The organism is Sphingomonas sp. BL2 (assembly GCF_056680015.1).
Window position 1 is genome coordinate 1,036,765 of the sequence record NZ_CM155261.1, and the last position, 20,280, is coordinate 1,057,044.

The 20,280-nt window shown below is 66.5% G+C and carries 16 protein-coding genes; 2 read left to right on the forward strand and 14 right to left on the reverse strand.

Annotated elements, in window-relative coordinates; translation table 11 throughout:
• Window positions 1-202: 202 nt before the first annotated feature.
• The 10 genes from AC1ME3_RS04670 to AC1ME3_RS04715 form a co-directional block, all read right to left on the reverse strand.
• On the reverse strand, window positions 203-487 hold the full coding sequence (locus AC1ME3_RS04670; RefSeq protein ID WP_480955053.1) for a hypothetical protein: 285 nt from the start codon (window positions 485-487) through the stop codon (window positions 203-205).
• A gap of 335 nt (window positions 488-822) precedes the next feature.
• Window positions 823-3,240 (reverse strand): WD40/YVTN/BNR-like repeat-containing protein, encoded by a 2,418-nt coding sequence (locus AC1ME3_RS04675; protein WP_480955054.1) that lies wholly within the window; start codon window positions 3,238-3,240, stop codon window positions 823-825.
• Between the two features lie 37 nt (window positions 3,241-3,277).
• A complete protein-coding gene (locus AC1ME3_RS04680) occupies window positions 3,278-4,033 on the reverse strand; it encodes a WecB/TagA/CpsF family glycosyltransferase (protein ID WP_480955055.1) in 756 nt (251 codons plus the stop codon).
• Between the two features lie 187 nt (window positions 4,034-4,220).
• Window positions 4,221-5,822, reverse strand: a complete 1,602-nt coding sequence (locus AC1ME3_RS04685; RefSeq protein WP_480955056.1) for a hypothetical protein — start codon at window positions 5,820-5,822, stop codon at window positions 4,221-4,223.
• The gene (locus tag AC1ME3_RS04690; protein WP_480955057.1) at window positions 5,822-7,192 is read right to left on the reverse strand and encodes an O-antigen ligase family protein; all 1,371 of its coding nucleotides are present in this window, start codon (window positions 7,190-7,192) and stop codon (window positions 5,822-5,824) included. The genes AC1ME3_RS04685 and AC1ME3_RS04690 overlap by 1 nt, the downstream gene beginning before the upstream one ends.
• A 9-nt stretch (window positions 7,193-7,201) precedes the next feature.
• The gene (locus tag AC1ME3_RS04695; protein ID WP_480955058.1) at window positions 7,202-8,329 is read right to left on the reverse strand and encodes a glycosyltransferase; all 1,128 of its coding nucleotides are present in this window, start codon (window positions 8,327-8,329) and stop codon (window positions 7,202-7,204) included.
• On the reverse strand, window positions 8,326-9,495 hold the full coding sequence (locus AC1ME3_RS04700; RefSeq protein ID WP_480955059.1) for a glycosyltransferase: 1,170 nt from the start codon (window positions 9,493-9,495) through the stop codon (window positions 8,326-8,328). Before AC1ME3_RS04700 ends, AC1ME3_RS04695 begins: the two co-directional genes overlap by 4 nt.
• The gene (locus AC1ME3_RS04705; RefSeq protein ID WP_480955060.1) at window positions 9,492-10,841 is read right to left on the reverse strand and encodes an oligosaccharide flippase family protein; all 1,350 of its coding nucleotides are present in this window, start codon (window positions 10,839-10,841) and stop codon (window positions 9,492-9,494) included. Before AC1ME3_RS04705 ends, AC1ME3_RS04700 begins: the two co-directional genes overlap by 4 nt.
• Window positions 10,838-11,848: a glycosyltransferase family 2 protein gene (locus AC1ME3_RS04710; RefSeq protein WP_480955061.1), complete on the reverse strand. Its 1,011-nt coding sequence runs from the start codon at window positions 11,846-11,848 to the stop codon at window positions 10,838-10,840. The genes AC1ME3_RS04705 and AC1ME3_RS04710 overlap by 4 nt, the downstream gene beginning before the upstream one ends.
• Entirely contained in the window at window positions 11,845-13,017 is a 1,173-nt protein-coding gene (locus tag AC1ME3_RS04715) for a glycosyltransferase family 4 protein (protein WP_480955062.1), read from the reverse strand. Before AC1ME3_RS04715 ends, AC1ME3_RS04710 begins: the two co-directional genes overlap by 4 nt.
• 123 nt (window positions 13,018-13,140) lie before the next feature.
• Between AC1ME3_RS04715 and AC1ME3_RS04720 the strand changes: the two genes are divergently transcribed.
• Window positions 13,141-15,081: an acyltransferase family protein gene (locus tag AC1ME3_RS04720; protein ID WP_480955063.1), complete on the forward strand. Its 1,941-nt coding sequence runs from the start codon at window positions 13,141-13,143 to the stop codon at window positions 15,079-15,081.
• On the opposite strand, the gene AC1ME3_RS04725 is transcribed toward AC1ME3_RS04720, so the two are convergent.
• Complete coding sequence (locus AC1ME3_RS04725; RefSeq protein WP_480955064.1) at window positions 15,065-16,546, reverse strand: O-antigen ligase family protein; 1,482 nt, start codon at window positions 16,544-16,546, stop codon at window positions 15,065-15,067. The genes AC1ME3_RS04720 and AC1ME3_RS04725 overlap by 17 nt on opposite strands.
• 336 nt (window positions 16,547-16,882) lie before the next feature.
• On the opposite strand from AC1ME3_RS04725, the gene AC1ME3_RS04730 reads away from it, so the two are divergent.
• The gene (locus AC1ME3_RS04730; RefSeq protein ID WP_136189090.1) at window positions 16,883-17,386 is read left to right on the forward strand and encodes a Ros/MucR family transcriptional regulator; all 504 of its coding nucleotides are present in this window, start codon (window positions 16,883-16,885) and stop codon (window positions 17,384-17,386) included.
• An 86-nt stretch (window positions 17,387-17,472) separates the two neighbouring features.
• On the opposite strand, the gene AC1ME3_RS04735 is transcribed toward AC1ME3_RS04730, so the two are convergent.
• The 3 genes from AC1ME3_RS04735 to AC1ME3_RS04745 all read right to left on the reverse strand — a co-directional run bounded on the left by AC1ME3_RS04735 (window position 17,473) and on the right by AC1ME3_RS04745 (window position 20,277).
• Window positions 17,473-18,378, reverse strand: coding sequence for a flagellar motor protein MotB (locus AC1ME3_RS04735; RefSeq protein ID WP_056061553.1), 906 nt, complete (start codon window positions 18,376-18,378; stop codon window positions 17,473-17,475).
• Window positions 18,379-18,382: 4 nt separating this feature from the next.
• Window positions 18,383-19,246, reverse strand: a complete 864-nt coding sequence (gene motA, locus AC1ME3_RS04740) for a flagellar motor stator protein MotA (RefSeq protein WP_056061555.1) — start codon at window positions 19,244-19,246, stop codon at window positions 18,383-18,385.
• 110 nt (window positions 19,247-19,356) lie between these two features.
• On the reverse strand, window positions 19,357-20,277 hold the full coding sequence (locus tag AC1ME3_RS04745; protein ID WP_480955065.1) for a flagellin N-terminal helical domain-containing protein: 921 nt from the start codon (window positions 20,275-20,277) through the stop codon (window positions 19,357-19,359).
• Between the last annotated feature and the right edge of the window lie 3 nt (window positions 20,278-20,280).

Below are 20,280 nucleotides of genomic sequence, written 5' to 3' on the forward strand. Positions count from 1 at the left end.
TTGCGTGCCCGACCCGGCGATATCACGCCGCATTAAACGTATTGCATCCTTACCTATCACGGACAGGCAGCGCGGGAGCCCGGTGAGCAACTACCGTTACTAGTTTATCGACACGGATTTTGCGGCAAGTCGCCGGCTATTCTGTCACTCGCGGACTGCCCGCGACATCGTCGCGAACAGTCCTTAAACGTGAGACCGACGCCTATTTCGCCGACGCGACGATGCAATATAACAGGATTGGCACGCCGATCACGAGGATCATTAGGACAAGATTCACGTCAATAAAGCGGTTCAGCCAGTTCGACTGCCTGCGAACCCGACCATCGCCATCATCGGCAGGATCGTTTTCTACGATCTCCAACTCGAACTGGTTCGAGAAAAAATGCTTCGGTCTCATTCTCAGGAAGGGCTGCGAGGCGCGATCCTGAAGTTCGGCATCATAATTCGCCAAAGGGCGACCATCGTTATCAGGGTTCTGTTCCGACACTGTGCGGTTTCCGTTTACTCGAGATCATGGGCGCGCAGAGCACGTCCCAAAGGTCAGATCGAATAAAGCCCGAACTCGAACGGCGAACGGCCGCGAGCTCGGGCTAACCGCGTGCGGCGAGTTGGCCCGCATGGTCGAGGAAACGCTTATGTGTCGCCAGCGTGTACATGCGCATTACATTGGACCCGGTACGGCTGATGTCAACATGCCGTCCGATGCGACTGGAACACGCTTCCGTTGCAGTCATTTCACGCCGCGCCTGCCGCAGTTACACTACGCCCCTCCTTACACGACCAGACGAAAGAAAATGTCGCCAAAGCCATCGCCGTACCGCGTCAGCGGACCAGCGAGCATTGCCGGTCCGCCAATGGTTGATAGGCGGCAGGTTTGCACGGTGCGGGTTCGCCCCAGATCCAGCTTGAACCCACATAGCCGAGATAGACCCGGCCGAAGACGTCGGGATCGGCACCGACCACGCTGACCTGATCGAGCGAGCCGACCGGGAAGTCGGTCAGTTGCTGCCAGCTGGCGGCGTTGTCGACCGAACGCCAGATCCCGTATTCGCCGGCGACTCGCCCCGACAGGAACAGCGTCGGATAGGTCTTGCTCTTGGCCGCTTTGCCGAATGCGATGTCGTCGACGCGGGTGACGCTGGGGACAATTTGCCAGGTCTTGCCGCCGTCGATGCTGCGACGCAGGCCGGTATCGCTGGTGTGCTCGAAGGCGGAGGTGAAGAACAGGTTGCCGGGATGGCCGGGCACCGAACGGAGCTTTGCCGCGAGTTCGCTCGACGGTGCGAGTTCGCCGTCGAAGACCTTGTCCCAGCCGACGCCACCGTCGGTCGTCCGCCACAGGCCCTGGAGACCGGCGTTTGCGCCACCGCCGCTATGATAGAGGTAGAAGGTGCCGGGGATGGCCTTGTCCGCAGTCAGCGTCTTGCGTTGCATCCACTGCGCCTGAAACGATCCGGGCGTATCGCCGCTCGCGCCGGGCAGGCGGACCGGGGTCCAGCTGCGGCCGCCATCCTTGGTGTAATAGGGCTGGCGGTTGAACGCGGGTGCCCAGATAATGTTCTGCGGATCGCCGGACGAGACCGCGATCGTCCCGAACGACATTCGCCAGGGATCGTCGTCCTTGGTGCCGGGGGGTGTCGGCAGCGTCGGGAACTTGGCCCATTTGCGGCCGCCGTCTGTGCTGGTGCCCGCCATCACCGCATTGCCGTCCTCCGAACAGCAGCCCATCCGCGCATCGGACGCGTTGCTGACGACGAAGCCAGGCTTGGCCGGCGTCCAGTCGAGCTGCGGGACAGTCATCAAGGCGCGCTCGCCGGGGCCGAACGTCGTCGAATAGGCGTTGAGATCGTCCTTCACGTGGATACCGAAATCCCAGCCCGCGAAGATCGGCGAGCCGCCGGACGGCTGGATCACGTCGTTGGCGACGAGCTCCTCGATCCCGCGAGTCTGGCTGACCCAGTCGAGCGCCCCCGTTCCGGGCGGTACGTCGGCGTGGAACACGCCCATGCCCGCCGCGACCCAGACCCGGTTCGGGACGACGGGATCGAACATCATGTCCGCGGTCGTGAAAAACGGCGCGTTGGCGACGCGCAGCCAGGGGGGATCGCCCTCCCCCGCCTGCGCGCTGTGCGATACGCTGTTCCAGGTCGCGCCACCATCGCTGCTGACATAGCCCTGCCCGCCGCGATCGACGACGATCACCTGATCGGCATGCGGATTGGCGGCGACGGCGGCGTATTCGCGGACGGTCAGACCGAGGTCCGCGGTGAGATCGCGCCAGCGTCCGTCGCGGTACGACCAGATCGACTTGGTCAGATCATCGACGCCGAAGAACGTGCCGCGACGATCGAACGCGCCGCGCTGGAGCGTCAAAGGCTGCACCCCGACCGCCGGAAGCGGACGGAACGTCGCGCCCGCATCGCTCGACACGAACATGCCCGCACCCGATGCGAGCGCGAACAGCCGGCCGGTCGGCTTGCCGCCGGCGGGTCGTTCGAACCACAACATCGTGCCGGGCGTCTGCGCGCCGGCATCGGACTTGCGATCCTTGCTGACCGGAACCGAGCCGACATGCGTCCACTGCGCGCCGCCATCGGTCGAGCGCCACAGCCCGGTCGCGGGGGTGCCGAGCAGGACGATGTCCGGATTGGTCGGATCGACCGCCATGAACGGGCCGTGCAGGCGGAACTCGCTGTTCGCGTCCCACACCATCGGGAAGGGATTGCCGGCGTTGGGCTGGACCCAGTGCCTGCCGGTATCGTCGGAGCGATAGACCCGGCCCTGCAACGCCATGTAGATGCGTTGCGCGCGCGAGGGGGCGACGACGATCTCGTACGCGCCCGCGGCGGCGCCGTTCTGCGTACGGATGCTGTCGGGCATCGACGCCGCAGTGACGAGTTGGCTCCAACGGTTCGCCGACGCGTCCCAGATATACGCACCGTAGACGTCGGTGCGCGCGACGAAGGTCTTGCCCGACGCATCGCTCGACAGACCGGAGATCATGCCCCCGCCGCCGATCGCGACGTGCTTCCACTGATAGGCCTCGGACGCGACCGGGCCACCCGCCTGCGACAAAGCGGGCGGCGCGGCGTGCGCCTGGTGATCGCCCCCGAGCCAGAAGGCGGCGATCCCGGCGGCGAGCGCGAGCAGCATCACGGCGCCCAGGATCCACGGCCAGCGACGGCGGCGGGGCTGAACGAAATCCTCGTAGCGGACGGTGCGGCGTACATGTGGTTCCATCGAACTCCCTGCCGATCCCGGCCCCGCGCGAGGGCTGTCAATCATGCGTTCTGGTTGCCAGATAGTAGATCGCGACCGGACTTGTCACGAGATAGCGCCAGCCGAGCCGTACCGGTTCGCGCGCGGCACGGTAGAGCCACTCCAGCCCGGTCGCCTGCATCCAGCTCGGCGCGCGCGATACGCCGCCGCCGTAATGATCGAACAGCCCGCCACAGGTCCGGATCCACGCGACCCCGCCGAGCAGATGGCGGTTGTCGACCGCGAACCGCTCCTGCGCAGGGCTGCCCATGCCGATCCACAATACGTCGGCGCCGGACGCGCGGACCTTCGCGCAAATGTCCGGGATCGCGTCGGGCGAGAAGAACCCGTGGCGCGTGCCGACCACCTTGAGGCCGGGAAAGCGACTGCGGAGATGTTGCGCGGCGCGGGCCGCGACGCCCGGTCGCGAGCCGAGGAAGAAGAAGCGGATGCCGTCACGCGCGGCGATGGTGGCGGCGTCGAGCAAGAAATCGGTGGTGGCGATACGCTCCTCAAGCGGTTCGCGGCACAACAGCCGGCTGGCGAACACCAGCGGCATGCCGTCCGCATCGACGATGTCCGCGCCGTCGATCAGCCGGCGATACTCGTCGTCGCGGTTATAGGCGGCGATGACGCTGCCATTGGCCGAGGTGACGATGCGCGGTTCCGCCAGCGTCCCGCCACGCGCGCGCGCCGTATCGGCCAGCATCAATGCCGCGAGTTCGTCGCGCCGCAGCCGGGCGATCTTCATGCCGCCGATCGTCGCGGTCCGCACGCGGCCGTCGTCGCCATCGCTAGCGGACGTATCGACGGCGTTCGGCGCAGTACTGTGATGATCGCGTTCGAACAGCGGCTCGTCTCCCCGTCCAGATCTTACAAGACCGCAAACGTCCGACCTGTATTGAGGATGCTATGCGCGGGCCTGCCAAGCGATTGCAACCCCGGGACCGCAATTGCCGACGTTACGGTGCCAGTCGATACACGTCGTATACTTCATCGCCCGACGCAGTCCGCAGTGTCGCGAGCTTGGTGGTCGCCACGCGGAACTTGGCGATGTCGTCCGGATCGAGGAACAGCGGCCCGAACGTGCCGCGATCGATGACCGTGCGCTGCCCGATATCGTCGAGCGACGCGGAGAGCAGGATCACGACCGGCCTGTGCGTGGCCGCAGCGAGGCGCTTTGCGGTCGCGAGCAGGCGACCCGGGCTCATCGGCGCGGTCTCGGCCAGCCTCATCGGCACGAGCGACGTGAACCGATCGCGGCGCACCGACCAGGTCGGGTTCGCGCCATAATAGGCGATGCTCTCGATCAGGAAGTCCGGGTCAGCGATCACGACCGACCGGGACAGGCCCTTGGTCGCGAGCAGGTCGACCAGCGCCTTCGCCTCGCCCTGCGGCTGCGACTTCGCCGCCTGGACGACGGCGCGCGCGGTCGCGGGAAGCTGTGCGGCAAGCAAGGCGAGGAAGGTGATCCGTCCGATCCGCTCTGCGCGGCGGGTGAATACCGTGTCGTGCCAGCCGCCAAACCCCTTCGCCGTCAGCCAGTGCAGCACGATGAAGAACACGATCAGCAACGCGTCGTGGCGATAGTGGCCGGGATAGACGAACACGAACAGCAGTTGCAGCCCAGCCAGTGCCGCGATCGCCCCGACCAGGGCCGCGGGGCGGCGCGCAAAGGCGGCGACGCTGCCGGTGACGAGCATCGCCGCCAGGATCGTGACCGGCAGGCTCGCGTTGAAGTTGCCGAAGATTCGCTGGAACTCGACGCCGGGTATGAGGTGGAGCAGCGTCTGGCCGAAACTTCGGTGCACGGCGGCGGGTGCGTCCTCGACCGACGGATAGACCGACACGAATGCGAGCAAGGCGCCCGCAGCGGCGACGATCATCGCGGTGAGCCATTGGCGCTTCGCCCGGCTCCAGTCCCAACCCTCTCGTGCGATCAGGTCGCCGAACCAGAAGATACCGAACGCGCCAGCCAGCACGACCGAATGGACGTTGGCATTGCACAGCAGGAACAGCAGGCCGCCGAGGATCAGCGGGTGAGACCGGCCGCGCTCCCGAACTCGCGGATAGGCACAGGCGACGAGCAACAGCAGCAGCATCGCGAGCCCGTAGTTCCGCGCCATCACGACATAGTCGAACGTCGCGAACCCGCCGAACAACGTCAGAATCATCACCGGCGGGGACAGGCGGGCGACGAATACCAGGATGCCCGCCGCAACTATGCCGATCGCCAGCGCGAGGCCCGGCAGGACGAGTTTCGTCCCGAGCAGATCGGTGCCGAACCGCAGCAGCACATGCCAGAGCAGCGGATGCCCGTAACCGCGCGCCGCCGCCGGCATGTCGAGGATCGACGCCCCTTGCGTCGCGAGGCTGAGCGCGCGGACCTCGTCGCGCCACATCACGTGATGCGCGACCAGGAACGTGACGAGCGCGAGCCATGCGACGAAGATCAGGAGGCGTAGCGGCCAATGGCGTGCCGGCGGTCGAGCGGCGCCATCTTCAGCGGGAAACAGCCCGTCCACCAGTCCCCACAATCGCGCCGAACCGATCGCGCGGGTCATCAGCGGCGCGACAACCGGGCCGGCCTCCGCAACAACCGCGTCATTCGCCCACGCAGCGCGTGATGTGCGCCAGGGCTCGCGTCGGACTCGCGGTAGGTGATGGCGATCGCGATCAACAGGAAGACTTCGACGAGCGACGCGGTGTTCAGCAACGTCGATTCGGCTAGATTATGCCCGGCGCAGAAGATGATGACCGCCACCAGCAGCGATCGCCGCGGCTTGCCGATCGACTGGCTGAGCAACAGCCGCAGCAACGGCCAGACGATCATCACGACGATCGCCAATAGCAGGCCGGGCAGGCCGATCGTGACGAGCAGGTCGAGGAAGCCGTTATGCCCATGCGCGGCATACACCGCGACCCAACCACTCGTCAGCGTCCAGATCGGACTGTCCGGGCCGATCTGCCAGAACGAACTGAAGCCGGCGCCAGTCCAGAGATGCTCGCGCGCATATTCGAACAACAGCGGCCAGATCGCGCCGCGGCCAGTCAAGGCACCGGGATCGTTGACGAAATCGCTCAACGCCGTGAGGTTTACGAACAGGATCTGCATCGCCAGCCCGACGACCATCGCAAGGCAAATCCCGACGGCGAAGCGGTGGCTGGCATCATAGGGCCGGATCGCAAAACCCATCGCCAGCGCGAGGACGAGCGACAATTCCGACGTGCTCGAATGCGTATAATACAGGAAGATCGTCGCCGCCGCGATCACCAGCGCGGAAACGATTCGCGGGAACTGCCGGTTGTCGAACGTAAAGAACAGCACGGTGAACGCGCATGCCGCACCCGCGACGTTCTTGTGCGGGATGATCCCGCGCCAGTCGCCAACCACCGACGATTCCTCGCCGAACACCTCCGAATGGATGCCGTAGGGCGTCAGGAACACCATCAGGTAATTGACGATCAGCACCGCGATCAACACGTAGCGAATGAGCTTCAGTGCGCGTTCGGTACCGAGATCGTTGATCTGCCGGAACGTCACCCAGACCACGAGCGCGGTCAGCGAAATACGCCGGAACGAGATGAACGGCGCGATCGCCCAGGTTACCGAGAAGAAGCAATAGGCGAGCAACAGTGCAAGTCCGAGGGGGATGCAGAACAGTTGACGCTTGCTTGGCATGCCGCTGCCCGCGAGCAGCATCACGAAGATGACGACGTGCAGCACCTGGTTGGCCGCGTCGCCCTGGCCGATCGCCCCGGAAAACGCCCATTCCTGGAACGCCGACGTGCCGACCAGCACCAATGCGAGGAACACCACGAAACACGCATTGGCGATGGCGTAGCGCCGACGCGTACGCAGGCGCGTCGCGCGTTGCTGGGGCGTGATCGGCCCCGATGCGGGTCGTCGCGCTACGTTGATCGCCGTCGCCATGACCTGTCCCTATCGCGCCGGTGCCGCGGGAGCCAGTACCGCCTCGTACCGATCCAGCATTCGCGCGTTCGAGGCCTCGCCGCCGAGCCGCACGGCGAGTTCCGCCCAGTGCGAGCGGCGTGCGGGATCGTCCTGCAATCCCTGGAGCGCGGTCGCCAGTGAAGCCGGGTCGTCGAGCGGCACGACGATCCCGCACCGGGTTCCGTCGCGTGCGGTGATGCCCTCGACCTGCACCGGCACGTCCGACACGACCAGCGGCAGGCCTAGCCGCGCCGCCTCGATCAGCGCGAGGCTGTGCCCTTCGTAGCGGCTGACCTGGACGAAGACGTCGGCGGACGCAGCCTTGGCGAGCGCGGCGTCGCGCGGGATCAGGCCGGCGAAGGTCACGCGCTCGTCGAGGCCAAGGTCCGCGACGAGCGCGCGCAACGCCGCCTCGTCCTCGCCGCCGCCGACGATCTCCAGATCCGCGCCCGGAACTTGGGCCATGGCGCGGATCAGCATCGGGTAGTTCTTCTGGTAGGACAGCCGCCCCAGCGCGACGACGCACAGCCGGTCGCCCCCCGCCTTTGCCCGCGGCAAGGCGTCGAGGACCCGCTCGACCCGCTCCGACAGCGCGTTGTGGATCGTGAGCGTCCGCGCACGATAGGTCGCGGGCTTGTGCGCCAGCGTCGCGCCGACCGCGTCGGACACGCTGATGATCCCGGCGACGCACGGCAGGCTGCCGGTCCAGCCGTCGATCCGGTCGAGCAGGCGGTTATGGGTGTCGGTCGGCGAATGATGCGACAGGAACACGCGGGTGCGCACGCGCGCGATCGTCACCGCGAGCGGGAGCAGCACGTTGGCGGCAGGCATCGCCGACACGACCGCGGCAGGTCGCTCGCGGCGCAGGTAGCGGACCAGCGCCGCGAAGGTGCGGACCGCGCCGAGCACCGATCGCGGGCGGGCGTCGGCGACGTGGTGCCAGACCGCCATGTCGACGCCTTCGCCCTCCGCATCGGCCGGCGGATAGAGGACGAAGCGCTTCACCGGATGGCCGCGCGCGATCAGTCCCTCGGCGATGTCGTCCCAGAGTTCGCGCAAGCCGCCGGCCGTCGAATGCGTCATCGTAAAATGGATCGCGCCGGTTCGAGCCGTCATGCCGGCCCGTCCAGTGCCGCGACGGTGTGCGCCGACAGCCACTCTCGATCCTTGGCATCGTCGCGCACCCAGCGATCGATCATCTCGCCCCATTTGACCGGGTTCTGCATCCGGTGCCACGCCGCTGCCGACCCTTGCGACACCAGCGCATACAGGTCCGGATCGGTCATCAGCCGCGCGATCGCATCGGCCAGCGCGCGGGGTTTGCCGGCGGCGAACACCAGCGCGCTCTCGCCGTCCTCCAGATGCCCGTCGAACATCGGATGGTCCGACGCGATCACCGGCGTGCGCGAGGCGAGCCCCTCGAACAGCGTCAGCGGCAGGCCTTCGGGAAAATTGTGACGGCTGGGGACGATCACTGCGTCGGCGTCTTGCATCATCGTCGGGATCGCACCGTTCGGGACGAGCCCGAGGAACCGGACGCGGTCGGCGACGCCGAGGCGTGTCGCGAGCGCCGCGAACTTGTCCGTTGCGCCCAGGCCCGCGACGTCGAGCCGAACGTCGAGGCGGTCCTTCAGCAACGCCACCGCGCGGACCAGGTCGCCGACGCCCTTCTTCGCGCTGATCGAGCCGACGAACAGCAGTGTGAACGGCGGCCCCGACGCACCCGCCTTGCAGGGCTGAGTCTCAGGCGTGCGATCATGCGGAAAGTCCCACGCCAGCACCTTGTCCGCGCGCAAACCGATCCCGACCAGCGCCCGTGCGGCATTGGCACCGTGATTGGCGACCAGCGTCACGCGGGGATCGTTGAGCAGCTTCGGCAGCCGACGGAACCTGACCCAGCGATAATAGGGATTGGCGAACGAATCGGCCATGATCACGCCCAGCCGGACATCGTGCTCGATCCCCCAGCGGATCAAATGCAGCATTGGCCCGAACACGATCAGGTGGGTCGGCGCGAACCGCTCGATCAACGCCAGTACCGGTGCGGGATCCTGGTCCGGGTTGGTGTCCGCGCCGATCACCGTCACGCCGCTGTCGAGCGTCTCCCAATAGGACGGCGCGAGCGAGCACAGGAACCCGACCGCCTCGTGCTGCGCCTGCCACGCGGCGAGCTGGTCGAGGACATAGCCGTGGCCGTAATAGGTCTCGCCCCCGGTCGCGCGGCGCAGGCGATCGGCTTCGCGGTAGTCGCCGGCATAATGGACGATCAGCAGGCGGGTCATCCGATCCTCCCCAGCCCCGCCACCAGCCCCGCGAGCGGCGAGCCGAACCCGAGCTGCCAGCGCACCGCGAGCATCACCGCGAACACCGCGCAGGCCGCCCCGATCGCGAGCGCATCCTGCCGCCAGAAGCTCATCCGCACGCGGTGCAGGCCGACCGCGATATAGCCATATTGCAGCAGCTCGGTGACCGCGACCGCGACGACCGCGCCGGGAAAGCCCGCGAGCCGGTGACCGGTCGGCAGCAATACCGCGAGCGTCGCCATCCGCATCATGTTGGCGACGCTTGCATAAAACGGCCGCCCCGCGCTGAGCAGCAATGCCTCGTTGAGGTTGGACAATACCGCGAACACCGCGCCGCCGAGCAACACCGACAGCATCCAGCTCGCCGCCTGGTAGCGTGGGTCGTAGATCACCAGGATCAGGCCATCCGCTACCGACGCGGCCAGTGCCAGCGCGGCGCAAACACCGAGCGTGAACACCGCGCGCGAGCCGGCGATCGCCGCCATCTGCCCCGCCCGGTCGCCTTCGGAAACGCTGGCAAGCGCGGGGAAGATGATCTGATAGCTCATCCGCCGCGCGAGCGTGGTCGGCAGCTCGGCGATGGCGCGCGCGATGCCGTAGATGCCGAGCAGCGCGAGCGGCGCGACCCGGCCGAGATACAGCCGGTCGAGATTGGTCGCGGCGTACATCACCAGCGAGGTGATCGCGATCCATTTGCCGAAATGGATGATCCGCCGGACGATTTCGCGGTCGAAGCGGAGGCGCTGGCCGGGATCGGGCAGCAGGTAGCTCAGTGCCGAGCGGATCGCGACCGCGAGGACGAGGCCGATGACTGGCGCCCAGACCGAGCGCAGCCACGCCGCCAGCGCGACCTGCACCGCGAACGCCAGCGCCTCGCACGACAGCTCGAACAGGTTGCGGCGGCGGACCTCCATCTGCTTGACCAGCACGAAGATCGCGGTCGAGTGCGCGCCACCGATCATCGGCGACAGCGCCGCGACCAGGAAGATGCGGACGTCGATGCCGTAAGCGTGCGCGAGGAACGGCGCGGCGATCAGGAAGACCAGGCTCAACAGCACGCCGCGCAGCAGTTGCAGCGTCCAGGCGGTGTCGCGGAACTGGCGGTCGAGCCCGTCGCGGTGGTGGATGATGTTCTGCTCGATCCCGACATCGGTCAGCAATTCGACGCCGAGCCGGATCGCGTTGACGACCACCATCACGCCGAGGATTTCCGGCGCGAGCAAATAGGCGAGGACGATGTTGAGCCCGAACTTGAGCCCGGCGGACACGACGAAGGTGCCCGCGGTCCAGACGAACTTGCCGAGATAGCCGGACGCGGTGCTCATCGCCCCGGCGCGGACAGGTCGCGCGCGGCAACGGGCGCACCGGCGGGGCGGCGCGCGCGGACGAGGCCCTGGAGCATGCCGATCGCGATCACGTTCCATGTCACCAGCGAGTAGATCCCGACTCGCAGGCTCCGGCGGCGCATCGTCAGGAACGCAACCGGCAGCAGCACGACTGCCAGCAACGCGATACCCTGCCCCGTCGCGAGCGCGACGAGCATCGCCAGCCACCAGCCATAGACGATCACGCTGTAGCGCAACTGGGCGAACCCGCGCAGGACCTGCGACCAGTGCGGCCGCCCCCAGGCGGCGCGGATCACTTCGCCCGGGCCGCCGGCATAGCCGGTGCGCAACCGTCGCCACATCAGCTGGTAGCCGCCGGTCGCGTGGCCGTGATGCTCGACCGCGGGCACGTCGATCCGCGCCAGTCGCCAGCCGTCCGCGCGCAACCGGGCGCCGAGCTCGTATTCCTCGAACGCGTGGAGGTTGCGGTCGGCGAAATGCCCGACGCGCTGCACCGCGGCGACGCGGTACAGCCCGCCGCAATCGAGCCGGTCGACATCGCCCGCCACCGCGCTTCCCTTCACGCGATCGTTGCGCGCGCGCAGTTCGAACTCGATGCTGTCGGTGTTGACCTCGCGCACGCGGCCTCCGACCGCAGCGTGACGGGGGTTCGCCTCGAGGAACGCGATGCCTGCTTCGAGGAAGCCGGAGTCGAGCACCATGTCGCCGTCGAGCAGGTAGAAATAGTCGACGCCGAGTGTCTCGGACGCGGCCTGGAACGCGAGTTGTGCCCCCGCGCCGCAGGACCGCTCGGCAGGATCGGCGAGTTGCGCGATCCGCATGCCACGATATGCCTGCGCCAATGCTATCGTCGCATCAGACGATCCGCTGTCGGCAAGCACGACCAGCCCGCCACCGACGCGATCGAGCGCGGCGCGCGCACTGCCGATCGCCGCGTCGATATGCGCCGCCTCGTTCAGCGCCTTGATCCCGACTGCGACCGTCACTCTGCCCCCGTATCCCCACGCGAGCGATAGCGTGCCAGATACGCGGACGCCATCGCCTCCGGGCTGAAACTGCGGGCGAGGCCTGCGCCGTAGCGAGCCGCAGTGACGCGTGCGGTCGCGGGATCGTCGATCACCTTCGCCAGTTGCGCGCCGATTCCCGCGACGTCGTCGACCGCGGCCTTGAACGGATAGTCGGCCGGGATCGCTTCATCGAGGCCTGGAGCGTCGGTCGTCACCAGCGCGATGCCTGCCATCAGCACCTCGAGCGGGAGCAGCGCAAACCCCTCGAACCGTGACGGCAACAGGACCGCGTCATACTCTTGCAGGCGTTGGGACAGGCGCTCGATCGGCGCGGTCATCCGGACGTCCCAGCCCGCCAAGCCGTCTGCGAGCCCTTGCGCCACCAAGTCTTGCATCGCGCCGGAGCCGGCGATCGTCACCGCGACGTCGCGGCGCATCGTTCGCGCGTGGGCCTCGCGGAGGGTGGCAGGCAGCAGGTCGGCGCCCTTCTGGTGGACGAGCCGCCCTGCGAACAGCAGTCGGACCGGCCCTGGGGCACTCCCGATCGGAGAAGCCGCCGGTGGCGACACGCCGTTATAGATGACGTCGGCAACCGGTCGGCGGCCGCGCGTGACGATCCCCGCGTCGGCATTGGCGGCATTGCGTGACACCGCCACCGCGTCGCCCTTGGCGAGCCGCTGCGTCACCCACCGTCCAACACCGCCCCAGGCGATCCACAACTCGCTATTGTGGACGGTACGCAGCAACGGCGTGCGGCGGACGCGGCGCGAGATCAGGCCCGCCACCGCCAGCGTCAGTTCCGGTATCTCGGTATGGACATGGATCAGGTCGGGTCGCTGCTCGGCTACCGCGCGGGCGAGCGACCGCGCCGCGAAGACCACGCCGCCCGACTTGAACCCGCGCTCCGTACCGAACCGGAACGGCACGTGCCAGCGTTCCAGCCGCTCGGCCATGTCCTGCCCGACCTTGCTCAGCGGCGACTGGCGGAGGACCGCGAACAGCGAGAACTCGACCCGGTCGCGCAAGGCATCGATCAATCCCAGCGCGACATTCTCGGCGCCGCCCATGTCGAGATGCGTGATGACGTGCATCACCCGAAGACGCGGTGCTCCTGCCGCTTGCGAAGGCTCGTCGTTCGTACCCGTCACCAGATGATCCGCCCCCCGCCGCCGTCTGCGCGTAGCAACGCCCGGCAGGCGCGTCCATGCCGGCCCTAGCAGCATGCCGCCACCCGCTATAGACCGACGGCGCAAGTGGGGGCGTCGGTACAGGTGAGCGAGAGCATAGCGACAGGGTCGGCCGCGCACGCAGGCACGCGAACGTCGGCATCGCAGGACGGACGCGCGCTCCGCTATCGGCCGGATATCGACGGGCTGCGGGCGCTTGCGATCCTGCCGATCCTGCTGCTGCACTGCGGTGTAACCAAGTTGCGGGGCGGGTTCGTCGGGGTCGACATCTTCTTCGTGATCTCCGGGTTCCTGATCACCGCGATCATGGTGCGCGACATCGCCGAGGAGCGCTTCTCGATCGCGCGCTTCTATCGCCACCGGATCGTCCGCATCCTGCCCGCGCTGCTCGTGATTATGATCGTCACGCTAGCGCTCGGCTGCGTGCTCCTGCTGCCCAACCAGTTGCGCGACCTCGGACGCAGCGCGGCAGCGACCAGCGTGTTCGGGTCGAACGTCTATTTCTACCTGACGTCGGACTATTTCGCGGCGGCATCGGACGCCAAGCCGCTCGTCCATACCTGGTCGCTGGCGGTGGAGGAGCAGTTCTACCTGCTCTACCCCCTGTTGCTCTGGTCTCTCCGTGGCCTGTCGAGCCGGCGTCTCGCGCAGGTGATCGCCGGCCTTGCACTCACGTCGTTCGCTATCGGAGGATGGCTGGCGACGACCTATCCTTCCGCTGCGTTCTTCCTGCTGCCCGCGCGAATCTGGGAGTTGTCGCTTGGCGCGCTGGTCGCGCTTGGCGCCGTACCGACGATCGCGAACCGATCGATCCGCGCGGTCCTGTGCGTTCTCGCCATCGCAGTGATCGCCGCGAGCTGCATCGCGATCAGCAGCGGCTGGCCGTTTCCCGTGCCCTTCGCGCTCCCCTCTGCCGTCGCGGCCGCGGTGCTGCTGGCCTATGGCGGCGAGGGTCCGACGGCACGACTGCTCAGCGCGTGGCCGCTGCGGACGGTCGGACTGATCTCCTATTCGGCGTATCTCTGGCATCGCCCGATCATCGCCTTCTACCAGATCCGCCACGGCTCGACGCTCGCGCCGGTCGAGACTGTCGGACTGCTCTGCGCCTCGCTCGGTGCGGCATGGCTGAGCTTTGCGCTGATCGAGCGTCCGGCGAGCCGGCGCTGGCGCAGCGGATCGGGGCTCGTCCCGCACGCCGTCGCAGTCGTGCTGCTCGCGGCAATGGCGATCGCCGGGCTGACGATCGCCGCCAAGGCCGACCACATCCGCCCGCTCTCGCCGCGCCAGGCGCTGGCCGCCAGCTATCTCGGCTGGGACTCGACGGACGCGGGAGAACGCCAGTTCAGCACCGATCGCTGCTTCGTCCTGCCGACGGGCCGCGGCTTCTCGCCCGACTGCCTGCGATTGTCGACGACCAAGCCCAACATCGCGCTGTTCGGCGACAGCCACGGCGCGCATTTCTCGCAAGCGCTGCACACGCTGCTGCCAGGGGCGAACATCATCCAGGTGACTGCGGCGGGCTGTCGGCCGCTACTGCACGGGAAGGGCTTGCCGACCTGTCGCACTACTATGGACGCCGCGTTAGACACGCTGGATTTCAAGCGGATCGACACGGTCATCCTGTCCGCACGTTGGCTCGACTTCGAACAGCCGGCGTTGCTCGACACGATCCGCTGGCTACGGGCGCGAGGAACGCGGGTCCTGGTGATCGGCCCGTCGGTCGAATACGACGCGGACCTGCCCGCCTTGATCGTGCGATCGGACGCGGACGGCGACCCGACGCTCGCGGACAAGTTCCGCCTGTCCGACCGTATCGCGTTCGATCGCGCGATGGCCGGGCCGGTCCGCGCAGCGGGCGCCGATTACGCCTCTGCCATCGAAACGGAGTGTACCGGCACGACCTGCCGCCTGACCACCGCCGATGGCACGCCGCTACACTTCGATCATTCGCACTTCACGCCCGCCGGCGCACAGGCCGCGCTGGCGACAATCCTCGCACGTCACCCGGTCATTCGCCGGCGGTAAGCACCGGGCGATGCTTGCGCTTGCGACGGCGCAGTTCGCGCATCACGTCGTCGCCCGCCTGCTTGACGGGCGCAGTCCGCTTGTCGTCCATCGTGCAATAATGCGCGAGCGCGACCGCGAAGAAGAAGATCGTGCTGACGATGCCGTCGCGCTCGAACAGGCCGCTCTCGGTGATGTTGTGGCCGATGCAGAACATCAGCATCGCCGAGACCAGCGCACCCCGCCCCTTGGCGACGTCCTCGCTCGCGAGCAGTTTCGTGAGCGGCCAGACCGCCATCGCGAAGACCATCAGCAGCACGCCTGGCACGCCCACCGTCACGAGCTGGTCGATATACCCCGAATGGCCGACGGTGATCTTGGTGACATAGCCTTGGCCATATTCGAAGACGGGGCTGTTGGCCTCGATGTTCCAGAACGACCCGAAGCCCGCGCCGAGCAGGGGATGATCGCTGGCATAGTTCAGCAGCGTCCCCCAGATCTGGCCGCGGCCGGTGAACGCCTTTGGCTGAAGGAAATTGGACTGGACCATGTCGGCATAGGCGCTGGTCAGGAACCAGAAGACCGATCCGACGATCATCAGGATCGGGATGATGTAGCGACGCAGCCGTATGCTGACCGTCTCGAAGACGATGCCACCGATCGAGGCCAGCACCACCATGCCGCCCGAGGTCTTCGACTGCGACTTGAACAGGAAATACCCGGCCACGACGATCGCGAAGATGCGGATCGTCGGTCGTATCCGCTTGGCATCGAACAGGAACATGATGATGCACAGCGCACACACCGCGCCAGCGAAGTTCTTGTGCCCGAGGAAACCGCGCCAGTTGCCGAGCAGCGCGGTCGCCATGTCTTCGCCGCCGGTGTGCACGCCGACCACGGGGTCCAGCACGACGACCAGATAGGAAATCAGGATCGTCGCGAGCAACGCGTAGCGGAGCAGGTCGACGTTCAGTTGATACCCGCCGTGCCGGACCAGGCTGAATACCATCCACGCGACCAGCGTCGTCAGGAACACGCGCCGGAATGCGGTGCCCGGATCGAGTGCCCAGGATATGCTGATCCAGCACCATGCGAGCGCCAGCAGCATCGGCCAGGTGAACGCGACCAGCGACTTCGGACTCGCCGAGGGACGGATCGCGAAGATCGTGGCGGCCAGGATCGCAAGATAGCCGATCTGTCGTACGGCGTTCCCGTCGCCGCCATTGCCGCCCTCGACATTGGTCATGATCGGACCGAGCATCACCAGGGAAATCAGTGCGACGATCGCGATCCGCAGCGGCATCAGGCGATCGCCGACGCTTCTCAGCACCGGCGCGTCGTCGTCCGCATTGCCCTTGCCGAGCTTGGCGAGCCAGTCGCTGCCCGAATAGGCGCCCGCCTTCGAAAGCGCCTTCGCAGTCCCGCCCATGCCGGCGGATCGGTTCGCGCGTTCGGATCGGTTCGCGCCGTCGGGACCTGAAAGCATGCGGAAACTCTCTCGATAGGATGCATCGCAGCTACGACGCGTGCCGAACAGGTTGCACGATAGCTATCGACGCGGCCGACGATACGCACGCGATCGTCACGTGAGTTCTATCCGCCGCGACGACAGGCGTCCAGCCGTCAGCGCCCGATGATAACTTCACCGTGCTTGCTTTGTTCATGCTCGGCAACTCGAACTTCGAGCAGTCAAAATGAACCGATCTTCGCGCGTTCGCGCTACCAATGTCGATTTTTACAATTTAATGTGCTGAAACCGTATCTGGATGGTTGAACCCGATGTCGCACGCCGTTACGGCGTCCGCAGACAATGGAGTATACTATGGCCGAAGATACCACCGACCTGAATGCCGTCGAGCTGGCAACAGAACTGACGATTGCATGGCTCGGCAACCCGAATACCCGGAGTTCGGCTGATGACGTTCCCGCGTTTCTCGGCAAGATGCATGAGACCGTCGCGACGTTGCTCGGCACCACGATCGAAGCTGCTCCGGTCGAAGCTGCCGCGGAATACACGCCTGCCGTAACGGCACGCAAATCGCTCGCGTCGAAGGATCACATCATCTCGATGATCGACGGCAAGTCGTACAAGACCTTGCGCCGTCACCTCGCGACGCACGGCATGACGCCGGCCGAGTACCGCGAACGCTACGGACTGAAACCCGATTACCCGATGGTCGCCGAGAACTACTCGGAGAGCCGTCGTGCGATGGCGAAGAAGATCGGCCTTGGACGCAAGCCCGGCCCGCGCAAGACCGAATCGGCGCCTGCCCAGCAGACGACGACGCGCAAGCGCAAGACGGACACTGCCGCCGCCGCCGAATAAGCGACGCAGCCAGTGACGACAAAAAGGACCGGCGCCTCGCGGCACCGGTCCTTTTTTGTTGCGCATACCGTGGGAACGCGGCGTCGTTACTTGGCGAAGATCCCACGCCTGTAGAGCAAGGTGATCGCGACGCGGCGATTGCGCGGGTCAGCGGGGTCTTTCACGATCAGCGGTTCGCGGTCGGCGACGCCCTCGATCCGCTCGAACCGTTGCTCGGGCGTGCCACCCGACAACAGCCGCCGCCGCGTCGCCTCGGCGCGACCGGACGAGAGCATCCAGTTGTTCATCGCGCGCGGGTCGCCATACGGCACGCTGTCGGTATGGCCGCGGATCATGATCGGGTTCTGCATGCCCTGCACCGAGCCCGCGATCATGCCGATCAACGCCGACGCCTCCGGATCGAGTGCGGTCGTGCCGAGCGCGAACATCGAGTAGTCCGCGTCGTCGACCAGATCGATCCGCATGCCGTCTTGGGTCGGCACGAAGCGGACATGGTTTTGCAGCCGCGACAGTTTCGCATTGCCCGACATCTCGCCGAGCACGCGCCGACGCAGCGCCTGGAAGTTCTTCTGATCTTCCTTGGTCAGCGCATCGCGGCTTTTCAGCGAACCCTTGGGCCCCGTCCCCGCCGATGGCCCGCCGAGTCCGGCATCCGGAATCGCCAGTTGCGCCATGCTGGTCTGTCCCGGCTTCGGCCCAATGCGATTCTTGTCGAGGATCGATTCGCCACCGAACAGCCCGCCGCCGCCGATCCCGAGCGATCGCGTGTTGAGAATGGTCGGCGCGAAGTAATCGGCGATGCCCTTGCGCTGTTTCTCGGTGGTCGCACCGACGATCCACAGGAGCAGAAAGAACGCCATCATCGCGGTCACGAAATCGGCGTACGCGACTTTCCACGCGCCGCCGTGATGGCCGCCATGCCCCTCGATATAGATCTTTTTGACGATGACCTTGGGCGGCTGGTTCGTCCCATGAGGCGCACGCGCGGCCACCGGATTACTTGCCCCTCAGTCCGTCGAAGACTTCGGCGAAGCCCGGCTGGTTCTTGTGCGCGATGCCCGAGCGCGCGGCCTCGATCACGAGCGGCTGCGGATGACCGTGCAGCGAGGCGATGATGATCTGCTTCACGACGTCGTAGATCGACGCATCGGCATCGAGCACCTGCTTCAACCGGTTCGCGAGCGGCGCGACGATACCGTAGGCGAGCAGCACGCCCATGAACGTGCCGACCAGCGCCGAACCGATCATTGCGCCGAGGATCGACGGTGGCTTGTCGATCGAGCCCATCGTCTTCACCACGCCGAGCACTGCGGCGACGATGCCGAGCGCGGGCAGCGCGTCGGCGAGGCTCGCGAGCGTGCCATGCGCCGCCTCTTCCTCGTGGTGATGCGTCTTGATCGAGTGGTCCATGACCTCCTCGACCGCATGCACGTCGAGAGTTCCCGACGACACCACGACCAGGCGCAGCGTATCGGCGATCAGGTTGACGAGCGCCTTGTCCTTCAGGAGCTTGGGATATTCGGCGAACACGGCGGAGGACTGCGGATCCTCGACATGCGGCTCGAGCGCGATCGGCCCGTCCATCCGCAGCATCTTCATCAGCTTGCTGACCAGGAAGATGACGTCGAGATAATCCTGCTTCTTGTACTTCGGACCCTTGAAGACCTTTCCGAGACCGGCGCCGAGACCTTTCAGCTCCTTGCCCGAATTGCCGATGATCAGCGCGCCGGCGGCGGCACCGCCGATGATCAGCATCTCGTGCGGGATCGCCTCCATGACGGGGCCGAGCGCACCGCCGGTGAACGCGAATCCGCCAAACACCATGACGAGCAGGACGACGATGCCGATGACCGGAAACATGGTGTTCGAATTCCCCCAGGGCCGACAGCGGCACTTGCGTCGCCACAGAATTAACCGCCTTTGGTAGCCAACCGGTTACCAAGACGACGTCGCGCGCGATTAAATTCGGATCAGCGCAGATAATCGAACAGCGACAGCGCCGAGAGCTTCGAGAAGCTCGCCTGCGTCGCCGACAGGATCGTCATCGTCTTCTGCAACTCGACCACCGTCGTGGTGATGTCGGTATCTTCCAGCCCCGACCGGGTCGCCTCGCGGTCGGCCGCGACATCGGTCAGCCGCGACGCCTCCAGGTCGACGCGCGCCGCGCGAGCGCCGAGCGAGGCCTGCACCGTGGAAACCTGATCCGACGCAGCGCTGATGTCGGCGAGCGATGTATCGAGCGAACTCGCCTTGAAATCGTCCGATTGCAGCGCGGTCGCGATCGCCGAGAGCATGACCAGCGTATTGGTACCGCCCTCGATGCTGCCATCGGGCTTGGCCTTGCCGCCGACGGTGAAGATACGCGCGGCAGTCTCGTTTGCCTGGACGGTCTGGCCGTCACCGATCGGGATACCCGACACCGGCTTCGAGGCGAGCGCGTAGCTCCCGCCCGCAGCGACCGCGGGCGCACCGTCGGCGCCGCCGAACAGCGCCTGCCCGCGCGCGTCCTTCGCATTGGCGAGATTGGTCAGCGTCGCGACGAGGCCGGCGATCTGTTCGCCGATCGCCTTGCGGTTCGCGGCGTTCAGCGTCCCCGTCTTCGCCTGCGTCACCAGCTCGGTTGCGCTCTGCAGCTGGTCGGTGATCGCGGAGAGGCTGGTGTCGCCCTGTTTCAACACCGACTCGGCGGTGCCGAGATTGGCGGCATACGCCTTGTCGTCGACGGCATCGCGCTTGATCCCGGCAAGTCGCTGATAGGCGGCGCTGTCCGACGAGGGTGCCGACAACTTGGTCCCGGTCGAGATCTGGTTCTGCAACGACTCCGCCTTGGCGCCGAGCGAAGTCATCGACGCCGAAGCGCGGTCGTAGAAGAGGCGAGTCGCGATCTGCATGGG